Source organism: Burkholderia sp. 3C, from assembly GCF_054589155.1.
Genome location: NZ_BAAILN010000059.1, coordinates 1 through 8,554 on the forward strand (window position 1 = coordinate 1; position 8,554 = coordinate 8,554).

The window sequence follows — 8,554 nt, forward strand, 5'->3', positions numbered from 1 at the left end:
CGGGCCCGCTCGGGCCCGACCGCCAGCGCACCGCATCGGCCGCCGGGCTGTCCGAATCGCACGGCTATTCGACCGATTCGCGACAACCTGCCGCCACGCCACCGATTGACAACGCGAAACGACTTCGAATACAGTTGTCGCCATGCGTTGCTTTCCGAACCCCCTCCGAATTACTTCCGGCCGCCTAGCGCGGTCGCTATCGCTACGACTAGCGTAAAGCTGTCGTAGCGCCGTGCATCCCGCACGGTCCCCCCTGAGCAGTTCTCGCAGCACCTTCTCGCCGTACCTAACCCTGTAGTCGTCAGCCGTCGTTCGTCCATCCGTCGAATGGCCGCGAAGATCCGCCGCACCGTCACGCGACCTCGCGTACCCGTGCGCAGGCAGCGTCACCGAATCCGTTGCCGCCCCTCTTCGCTCGCGACTGAATCGCCTTGAGGCCAAGATGAAGCGCAATCCCGCAGACAAATACCGCCCGTTCGAACCCGTACGCCTGAACGGCCGCAAGTGGCCGAGCCGCACGATCGAACGTGCGCCGATCTGGATGAGCACCGATCTCCGCGACGGCAACCAGTCGCTGATCGAGCCGATGAGCATCGAACAGAAGCTCGAATTCTTCGAGATGCTGGTGGCGATCGGGTTCAAGGAGATCGAAGTGGGGTTCCCGTCGGCCTCGCAGACGGACTACGACTTCGTGCGCAAGCTCATCGACGAGAAGCGGATTCCGGACGACGTGACGATCGAGGTGCTGGTGCAGTCTCGCGAGGATCTGATCGTTCGCACGTTCGAGGCGCTCGACGGCGTGCAGCGCGCGATCGTCCACCTCTACAACGCCACCTCCCCGTCGTTCCGCAAGATCGTGTTCGGCTTGTCGAAGGACGACGTCAAGGCGCTCGCCGTGAACGGCACGCGCATGATCAAGGAACAGGCGCAGGCCCGCCCCGGCACGCACTGGACCTACCAGTATTCCCCCGAAACCTTCAGCATGACCGAGCTGACCTTCGTGCGCGAAGTGTGCGACGCCGTCGCGCAAACGTGGCGGCCGACGCGCGATCACAAGATGATCGTGAACCTCCCGGCCACCGTCGAGGCGGCCACGCCGAACGTGTTCGCCGACCAGATCGAATGGATGGACCGCAACCTCGGCTACCGCGACAGCATCGTGTTGTCGGTGCATCCGCACAACGACCGCGGCACGGCCGTTGCCGCCGCCGAAATGGCCTTGCTGGCCGGCGCGGATCGCATCGAAGGCTGCCTGTTCGGCAACGGCGAGCGCACCGGCAACGTCGACCTCGTCACGCTCGCGCTGAACCTCTACACGCAGGGCATCGACCCGGGCCTCGACTTCTCCGACATCGATGCGGTGCGCCGCGTGGTCGAGCGCTGCAACCAGTTGCCGGTGCATCCGCGCCATCCGTATGCCGGCGACCTCGTGTTCACGGCCTTCTCGGGCTCGCACCAGGACGCGATCCGCAAGGGCTTCGCGCAGCAGCAGCCCGACGCAATCTGGGAAGTGCCGTACTTGCCGATCGATCCGGCCGATCTCGGCCGCAGCTACGACGCCGTGATCCGCGTCAACAGCCAGTCCGGCAAGGGCGGCGCCACCTACCTGCTCGAACGCGGCATGGGCTTCACGCCGCCGCGCCGCGTGCAGATCGAATTCAGCCACGCCGTGCAAACGGTGGCCGACCAGTCCGGCGAGGAAGTGACCGGCGACGCGATCTGCGCGCTGTTCCATCGCGAATATTTCGAAACCACCGGGCCGGCCGCGCGCGTCGGCGGCACGATGAGCTGGGAGCGGCACGAGATTGCGGCCGGCGGCCCGATCGCGAGCGACGCGACGGCCGAAGCGGTGGTGGCCCATGCCGCGGCCGCCTTCGCCGGCACGGCAGGCGCCGAGATCGAAGTGGCTTCGGTCGAGACGGTGCGCGCTGCCGACGGGCGCACGGCCGTGTTCGTCGGCATCAAGATGGGCGATGCCGCCATGCGCTACGGCGCAGGCGCACACGAGGAGCCGGTGGTCGCGGCGATCGACGCGGTGGCCAGCGCGATCAACCGCTCCGACTGGCACTGCTCGGATCACCGCGCCGCGGCCTGATTTCACGGGCCGAATCGCGCCCCGAATACGGCAGGCCGACCGGCCGCACACGGTCGGCACGCAATGCGCAATCGACATGCAGGCCGGGCGATCCTCGGCAGGCAGGAACGGAAAGGCGGCCCGACAGGCCGCCTCGATGAAACCGCAGGGATGCGACGAGCATCCGCTTCACCCGCGAACGGCGGGATCTAGGTTTCGGTTGCGCAGCGCGTTGCGTGCCAGGCGAGCAAGCGCCATTGGCCGCTTTCCCGGGCCTGCAGCGAGGTGTAGGCGATCGGGAACACGATCCCGCCGTTGTTCGCCTCGAGCTCCACGATCACCCGCCCGGTCACGACGAACGCGTCGCCGCCCACCGGCATCACCTCCTGCGACTGCACCTCGATCTGGCGATAGCGGCGGCGTCCGGCCAGGATCGCGTCGATGAACTGCTGTTTCGACTCGCGCTTGCCGTTGGTGTGCACGTAATAGACGTTGTCCGACAGCAGGACGTCGAGCGCCTCGCCGTCGCCGTCGACCATCGCTCGGAACCGGTCGCGCTCAAGCGTCCGGATCGCCTCCATCTGCTGCTCCACCATCGCCGCACTCCCCGGCCTCGCGCCCGTGGCGCATGCCACTCAGAAGTTGTACTGCAAGTAGATTTGGCTGAAATTTATACCAGGATTCGGTTCTTTGATACTGGCGTTTGATTCGTGCTGGAAACGGAAGCCTGCCAGGTATTGCTGACGGGAGCCGAACTGCGCACCGACGCCCACCATGTCGGCGAACTGGAACGCCGACGACATCGTGTAATCGGTGGCAATCGTAGGATGAGTCAGCAGCCGCACGCCCACGCCGCCCTCGATGAACGGCCGCACGTAGCCGGTGCGTTTGATGAAGCGGACCACCGGCGTGAAGCCGAATTCGCCGATGTTGCCGTGCACGGTGTGATCGCCGCCGTAGTGCCAATAGGACACATGGCCTTCGGCCACGAAGGTGAAGTGCCAATCCCCGACCTGCCACCACGACCAGCCCGGGTCCCACACCACGCCGAGATCGACCTTCTTCATGTCGTGATCGGCGATGCCGCCTCCCAGTTGGACACCCCAGCGGTCGGCCATGGCCGAGGTCGAACCACCCGCCAGTACGACTGCCAGCGCCACGCTTGGCAGCCATCGTCCCGTTCCGGGACTGTTCTTCTTGTTCTGCATTCGCCACTCCAGATTCCGGGGTTGAATGGAGCATCGGCCACGCATCACGCCGCCGACTCAAAAAACGAAGTGCATCTTAGGTTAAAGGGGATTTCTTATCGGCATCGTCTTTCGAAATAATTTTCTTCAAAAATAACAAGAATCAAAATTACATCCCAAAAGATTCACGAATCATCGTCAATTTGAATCAGCAGCAACCCTGACAAGAACGGTGTACTATCAATATACATTTTTTGATAGACATCCCGGAACTCGAATGGCCCTGTCGCCTCTAAGTGTTTAGCACTCACTTGGCGAGAGTGCTAAGATGAGCTTGGTGGAATCGCCTAGTAACGGGGAATGTCCCTGATTCCAAAGGAGTTTAAGTGAGCAACGCTCTGACCCTTCCGAATATTTTTGGCTCGGCGCCTGCGAAAGCCTCATCGGCAGGCTCGCTGGCGCTCGCGTCCCAATCGATGCTGCCGGGCCAACTCGGCAATATCGACGCCTATATCCAGGCAGCCAACCGGATTCCGATGCTGACGCTTGAAGAAGAGCGTCAATACGCCACGGAATTCCGTGACCAGAACAACCTCGAATCGGCCCGCCGGCTGGTGCTGTCGCACCTGCGGCTGGTCGTGTCGATCGCGCGCAACTACCTGGGCTACGGGCTGCCGCACGGCGACCTGATCCAGGAAGGCAACATCGGCCTGATGAAGGCCGTGAAGCGCTTCGATCCGACTCAGAACGTCCGCCTCGTTTCGTACGCGATCCACTGGATCAAGGCCGAGATCCACGAGTACATCCTGCGCAACTGGCGCATGGTGAAGGTCGCCACGACCAAGGCGCAACGCAAGCTGTTCTTCAACCTGCGCAGCCACAAGAAGGGCTTGCAGGCGATGACGCCCGAGGAAATCGAAGGCCTCGCGCAAGAGTTGAACGTCAAGCGCGAAGAAGTGGCCGAGATGGAAACGCGGCTGTCGGGCGGCGACATCGCGCTCGAAGGGCAGGTGGACGACGGCGAGGAATCGTTCGCCCCGATCGCCTATCTGGCCGATTCGCATAACGAACCGACGGCCGTGATCGCCGCGCGCCAGCGCGACCGCCTGCAGACAGACGGCATCTCGGAAGCACTCGAATCGCTCGACGCGCGCAGCCGCCGCATCATCGAGGCGCGCTGGCTTCATGTCGACGACGACGGTTCGGGCGGCTCGACGCTGCACGATCTCGCCGCCGAGTTCGGCGTGTCGGCCGAACGCATCCGCCAGATCGAAGCCAGCGCAATGAAGAAAATGCGCACCGCACTCGCCGAATACGCGTAACGCCCAGGCAAGCTGCCCGGCCTCGTTTGATCGAGCCCGCTGTCGCAAGACAGCGGGTTTTTTGTTTTGGGCTGCACAACAGCGCTACCACCCCCGCTCCATTTTTCCTGACACTCGTCGGGTGCCATCCTATAACTAGAAATATTCGGCATTCCGTAGGATTGTTCCAAATCGGATTCGCGATTCAGAGCAAGCTTTGCGGCACATCAAATACAAATCGCCATTTCGCGACCGTCCGCCGCAGATTGAATTGCAATTATCGCAGCGCACAATTTTAAAATTTTAATGTCCTTCCGCGTGCGCCAAACGGCGCGACGAACGATACCCAACCGGCCTATCCAGGGCGCTGCTCAACCGATCATGTCGCTGCTTCTCACTCCCAAGCCCACACCGCGCGATGCCCCGCGCACGCTGCGCACACGCCTCGTCGCCTGGGCCAAGGGGCCGACGCTCGTGCGCGACCTGTCGGCCGTGCTGGCCATCAAGCTGGTTCTTCTGATGGCGCTCAAGTACGCCTTCTTCAATCACCCGCAGGCGGATCACATGCAATTGCCGCCGGCCGTCGTCGCCGCCCGCCTGCTTGGGCCCACCACCCCTGATTCCTCCAAGGGAGACCACCATGATAAGTAGCGAAGTCGTCGATCTGTCGCGACTGCAGTTCGGCATCACAGCGCTCTACCATTTCCTGTTCGTTCCACTCACGCTCGGCATGTCCTGGCTGCTCGTGATCATGGAAACCGTCTACGTCATGACGGGCAAGCAGGTCTACAAGGACATGACGCAGTTCTGGGGCAAGCTGTTCGGCATCAATTTCGCGATGGGCGTGACCACCGGCATCACGCTCGAATTCCAGTTCGGCACGAACTGGTCGTACTACTCGCACTACGTCGGCGACATCTTCGGCGTGCCGCTCGCGGTCGAAGGGATGATGGCCTTCTTCCTCGAATCCACGTTCGTCGGGCTGTTCTTCTTCGGCTGGAACAAGCTGTCGAAGGTCAAGCACCTGATGGTCACGTTCCTCGTGGCGGTCGGCTCGAACCTGTCGGCGCTGTGGATCCTCGTCGCGAACGGCTGGATGAACAACCCGGTCGGCGCGCAGTTCAACTATCAGACCATGCGCATGGAGCTGTCGAGCCTGGCCGACGTGCTGTTCAATCCGGTCGCGCAGGTCAAGTTCGTGCATACGGTGTCGGCCGGTTATGTCACGGCGTCGATGTTCGTGCTGGGCGTGTCCGCGTGGTATCTGCTGCGCCGCCGCGACACGGCCTTCGCGTTGCGCTCGTTCGCGGTGGCCGCCGGCTTCGGGCTGGCTTCCACGCTGTGCGTGATCGTGCTCGGCGACGAATCGGGCTATACCACCGGTGAAGTGCAGCAGGTCAAGCTGGCCGCGATCGAATCGGAATGGGAAACGACCCAGGCGCCGGCCGCACTCACGTTGTTCGGGATTCCGAACCAACAGGAGCAGCGCACCGATTACGCGATCCGCATTCCCTATGTGCTCGGGCTGATGGCCACGCGCTCGATCGACGAACCGGTAGTGGGCCTCAATGATCTGATCAAGCGCAGCGAGGACCACATCCGCAGCGGCATGATCGCCTACGCGGCCCTGCAGAAGCTGAAGGCCGGCGACACCAGCGAGGCCACGCGCGCCAGCTTCGACGCACACAAAACCTACCTCGGCTACGGGCTGATGCTCAAGCAGTTCACGAACAACGTCACGGATGCCACGCCGCAGCAGATCGCCGAGGCGGCGAAGAAAACCATCCCGCCCGTCGCGCCGGTGTTCTTCTCGTTCCGGCTGATGGTGCTGCTCGGCGTGATGATGCTCGTCACCTTCGTGCTGGCGTTCTGGTTCTGCGCGCGGCGCGAGCTGCTGAAGCCGCAGCGCCGCTGGTTCCTGCGCTGGGCCGTCTGGGCGATTCCGCTGCCGTGGCTGGCCGCGGAGTTCGGCTGGGTGGTGGCCGAAGTCGGGCGCCAGCCGTGGACCATCGCCGGCATCCTGCCGACGCATCTGTCCTCATCGAGCCTGACGCCCACCGACCTCTACCTGAGCATCGCCGGTTTCGTCCTGTTCTACACGGCGTTGTTCGTGATCGAGATCACGTTGATGTTCAAGTACGCGCGCCTCGGCCCGTCGTCGCTGCACACCGGCCGTTACCACCACGAGCAGCAGCACACGGCCCCGGCCGCCTGATGCGCGCCCTCTCACCGAAACCGAACAAGGAATCGTCATGGATTACGCAACTCTGAAGGTGATCTGGTGGGTGCTGATCGGCACGCTGCTGATCGGCTTCGCCCTCACCGACGGCTTCGACATGGGCGCCACCGCACTGCTGCCGTTCCTCGGCAAGACCGACGACGAGCGCCGCATCGTCATCAACACCGTCGGCGCGACCTGGGAAGGCAATCAGACGTGGCTGATCACGGCCGGCGGTGCGATGTTCGCGGCCTGGCCGATGGTGTATGCCGCGTCGTTCTCGGGCTTCTACTTCGCGATGCTGCTGGTGCTGTTCGCGCTGTTCTTCCGGCCGGTCGGCTTCGATTACCGCAGCAAGCGCAGCGATCCGCGCTGGCGCGCGGGCTGGGACTGGGGCCTGTTCATCGGCGGCTTCGTGCCGGCGCTGGTGTTCGGCGTGGCGTTCGGCAACCTGCTGCAAGGCGTGCCGTTCTCGTTCGACAGCGACCTGCGCGTGACCTACACGGGCAGCTTCTGGGCGCTGCTGAACCCGTTCGCGCTGCTGTGCGGGCTGGTGTCGCTGACGATGCTGGTCGCGCACGGCGCCGCGTTCATCCGCATGAAGACCGACGGCATCATCGCGCGCCGTGCGGCACGGGCGCTGCGCATCGCGGCCATCGTCGCGGTCGTGTTGTTCGCGCTGGCCGGCGCGCTGATCTGCACGTCGATCGGCGGCTATCAGATCACCCAGGCCGCGCCGTTCGATACCGTGGCCAACCCGCTGCTCAAGCAGGTCGCGGCCGGCCACGGCCTCTGGCTCGCCAACTATCACACCTACCCGTGGATGACGGCCGCACCGGCCATCGCGTTCCTCGGCGGCGTGCTGGCGGCCGTGCTCGCATGCTCGCGCTTCGAGAAAACGGCGTTCATGTCCACCAGCCTGCTGGTCATCGGCGTGATCCTGACGGCCGGCTTCTCGATGTTCCCGTTCATCATGCCGTCCTCGCTCGATCCGCGCAGCAGCCTGACCGTCTGGGATTCGACCTCGAGCCACCTGACGCTCGGCGTGATGCTGGGGGCCGTGATCGTGTTCCTGCCGCTGATCCTGCTTTACACGAGCTGGGTCTATCGCGTGCTGCGCGGCAAGATCACGACGCAGGTGATCAAAGACAACAACCATTCGATGTACTGACCGAAACGCTCTCTACCGGAGATACGACATGTGGTATTTCACCTGGATCCTCGGCATCGGCGTCGCGCTGTCGTTCGGCGTGATCAATGCGATGTGGCTCGAATCGCACGAAGCCCACGAGGCGCATGAGAAGGGCGGCGATCGCTGATCGCAGTGCCTCTCACTCGCCGACCGCGCATCGCTTGAACGATGTGCGGCCGTGAAAACGCAGAAGGCGCCCGAGGGCGCCTTCTGTCATGACACGCTGCTAAAAACCGCTCAGGCCGGCTGCACCGCAGGGCCGCCGGTGCCTTGCGACGGCAGACGCGTCGACAGTTGCTGCGCGTAGCGCGAGGCGGCCGTACCACAGACGATGTGGAACGTATCGGTGGACACCCAGGCCACGTCGACGCTCGACAGACGCTCGCGATCGACGGCCGACGGGTCGCGCACCACCACGCGCAGCCGCGTCGCGGCCACCGTTTCGAGCGACAGCACGTTGGTCGCGCCGCCGAACACGGCCAGCCAGCGCATCGGATCGGGGTCGAGCGGGCCGGGATCGCTGGCCGGCGCCGCCGCTGCGGGCGCCGCCACCACGGCCGGCGTCGGCGCAACGGCCGCGGC

General features: G+C 64.0%; 9 protein-coding genes. 6 read left to right on the plus strand and 3 right to left on the minus strand.

Going from position 1 to position 8,554, the window contains the following annotated elements:
• Positions 1-442 precede the first annotated feature (442 nt).
• Positions 443-2,095, plus strand: coding sequence for a 2-isopropylmalate synthase (gene leuA / locus ACYP33_RS09840; protein ID WP_459621318.1), 1,653 nt, complete (start codon positions 443-445; stop codon positions 2,093-2,095).
• Between the two features lie 188 nt (positions 2,096-2,283).
• Here leuA and ACYP33_RS09845 read toward each other — a convergent pair whose 3' ends face one another.
• Complete coding sequence (locus ACYP33_RS09845) at positions 2,284-2,670, minus strand: nuclear transport factor 2 family protein (RefSeq protein WP_414443130.1); 387 nt, start codon at positions 2,668-2,670, stop codon at positions 2,284-2,286.
• Between the two features lie 39 nt (positions 2,671-2,709).
• Positions 2,710-3,282: an acyloxyacyl hydrolase gene (locus ACYP33_RS09850; protein WP_414443131.1), complete on the minus strand. Its 573-nt coding sequence runs from the start codon at positions 3,280-3,282 to the stop codon at positions 2,710-2,712.
• A 365-nt stretch (positions 3,283-3,647) separates the two neighbouring features.
• Here ACYP33_RS09850 and rpoH point away from each other — a divergent pair, with 365 nt between their 5' ends.
• The 5 genes from rpoH (at position 3,648) to cydX (ending at position 8,099) form a co-directional block, all read left to right on the plus strand.
• Complete coding sequence (rpoH, locus tag ACYP33_RS09855) at positions 3,648-4,583, plus strand: RNA polymerase sigma factor RpoH (RefSeq protein WP_459621321.1); 936 nt, start codon at positions 3,648-3,650, stop codon at positions 4,581-4,583.
• Positions 4,584-4,943: 360 nt separating this feature from the next.
• Positions 4,944-5,213, plus strand: a complete 270-nt coding sequence (gene cydP / locus ACYP33_RS09860) for a cytochrome oxidase putative small subunit CydP (protein WP_459621323.1) — start codon at positions 4,944-4,946, stop codon at positions 5,211-5,213.
• Positions 5,203-6,777: a cytochrome ubiquinol oxidase subunit I gene (locus tag ACYP33_RS09865; RefSeq protein WP_414450956.1), complete on the plus strand. Its 1,575-nt coding sequence runs from the start codon at positions 5,203-5,205 to the stop codon at positions 6,775-6,777. Before cydP ends, ACYP33_RS09865 begins: the two co-directional genes overlap by 11 nt.
• Positions 6,778-6,814: 37 nt before the next feature.
• Positions 6,815-7,951, plus strand: a complete 1,137-nt coding sequence (gene cydB, locus ACYP33_RS09870) for a cytochrome d ubiquinol oxidase subunit II (RefSeq protein WP_459621325.1) — start codon at positions 6,815-6,817, stop codon at positions 7,949-7,951.
• A 28-nt stretch (positions 7,952-7,979) separates the two neighbouring features.
• The gene (gene cydX / locus ACYP33_RS09875; protein WP_414443136.1) at positions 7,980-8,099 is read left to right on the plus strand and encodes a cytochrome bd-I oxidase subunit CydX; all 120 of its coding nucleotides are present in this window, start codon (positions 7,980-7,982) and stop codon (positions 8,097-8,099) included.
• Between the two features lie 110 nt (positions 8,100-8,209).
• On the opposite strand, the gene ACYP33_RS09880 is transcribed toward cydX, so the two are convergent.
• On the minus strand, positions 8,210-8,554 hold a 345-nt coding region (locus ACYP33_RS09880), incomplete at its 5' end, for a PTS transporter subunit EIIB (RefSeq protein WP_459621327.1).

Excerpts from the sequence above, each read along its gene's own strand:
- cydP (WP_459621323.1), top strand. The coding sequence starts at position 4,944 with ATGTCGCTGCTTCTCACTCCCAAGCCCACACCGCGCGATGCCCCGCGC.
- ACYP33_RS09865 (WP_414450956.1), top strand. The coding sequence starts at position 5,203 with ATGATAAGTAGCGAAGTCGTCGATCTGTCGCGACTGCAGTTCGGCATC.
- leuA (WP_459621318.1), top strand. The coding sequence starts at position 443 with ATGAAGCGCAATCCCGCAGACAAATACCGCCCGTTCGAACCCGTACGC.
- ACYP33_RS09850 (WP_414443131.1), bottom strand. The coding sequence starts at position 3,282 with ATGCAGAACAAGAAGAACAGTCCCGGAACGGGACGATGGCTGCCAAGC.
- cydX (WP_414443136.1), top strand. The coding sequence starts at position 7,980 with ATGTGGTATTTCACCTGGATCCTCGGCATCGGCGTCGCGCTGTCGTTC.
- cydB (WP_459621325.1), top strand. The coding sequence starts at position 6,815 with ATGGATTACGCAACTCTGAAGGTGATCTGGTGGGTGCTGATCGGCACG.
- ACYP33_RS09845 (WP_414443130.1), bottom strand. The coding sequence starts at position 2,670 with ATGGTGGAGCAGCAGATGGAGGCGATCCGGACGCTTGAGCGCGACCGG.